Source organism: Bacillus sp. mrc49 (genome assembly GCF_002803435.1).
Genome location: NZ_PHNG01000112.1, coordinates 1 through 1,034 on the forward strand (window position 1 = coordinate 1; position 1,034 = coordinate 1,034).

Genomic DNA, 1,034 nt, shown 5'->3' on the forward strand with positions numbered 1-1,034 from the left:
CTCGGCTGCCTCCTTTTTCTCCAGCATGCTGAGTCCGGAATCCGGCACCCATTCATACTTGATGGCCTGACGCCTTCCTTCCGCGTTCATGAAGTAGAAAGCATGTATCGAGTAATATTGACACGTTGCGAAACTTGCCGGAGAACGCATTTCCTTAAGCATTTGCAGGCCTGCCTTGCTCTCCGGGTATTTCAACAAAATCCCCCCCAATTCTTTCAGATTGGGAAAACCGTCTTTTGCAGATTTGATGAAGTGAGCAATCTCGACGAAAGCTTCAGGTGTTTTCGCTAAAAAGAGCGGAATGGTCACCGCAATGAGGTCAGTTTCCTCTCCACCTGGCAATTGAAACTTGACGGCCATGCCCTTTACAGGTGAATCGGCATCAGGATGGGTCGGGACCGGTGAGCTATTCGAAAACCGAATGACCGCAGGCACGGCTTCATCCTGAAGATGGGCAGCCACCGTTAACGGCGATGCTTTTCCGTTCGGGGTAAAAACCCCCTTATACACATATCCCCTCGCATGTGCCCGACGGTAGCCTGGATATGTACCCACCACTTTTTCAATCGCATCCACCGCTTCACTGGCTAGTTCAGATTTTAAGCTTTCGTTTCCCTCCATTACATGTCACCCCATCTTTTTAAATTCATTATTACCTGTACCCATTAATTCATAAGCATATTCAAGGAAAACTTGCATTCAAAATGATTTTCACGGAGTATTTCCAAAAATCAACTTCCGGAATATGTTTTCACGCAAAGTGTAATGCAACGCAAGGCGCGAGACTTCTGCTGGAATTGCGCGTCACGGGATATTATCCTTTGGATTGGTCGATTTATTCACGCACAGGTCGAATTATCCTTTGGGTTGGTCGTTTTATTCACGCACAGGTCGAATTATCCTTTGGGTTGGTCGATTTATTCACGCACAGGTCGAATTATCCTTTGGGTTGGTTGATTTATTCACGCACAGGTCGAATTATCCTTTGGGTTGGATAGAAAACAGCTAAAAAACGAGTCGAGCACTCGATTCGC

Annotated in this window: 1 protein-coding gene; it reads right to left on the bottom strand. The window is 46.5% G+C overall.

Features of this window, described 5'->3' with window-relative positions:
* Window positions 1-621, bottom strand: a 621-nt coding sequence (locus tag CVN76_RS00775; protein ID WP_157805395.1) for a catalase, incomplete at its 3' end; no start/stop codon positions are given.
* Window positions 622-1,034 lie beyond the last annotated feature (413 nt).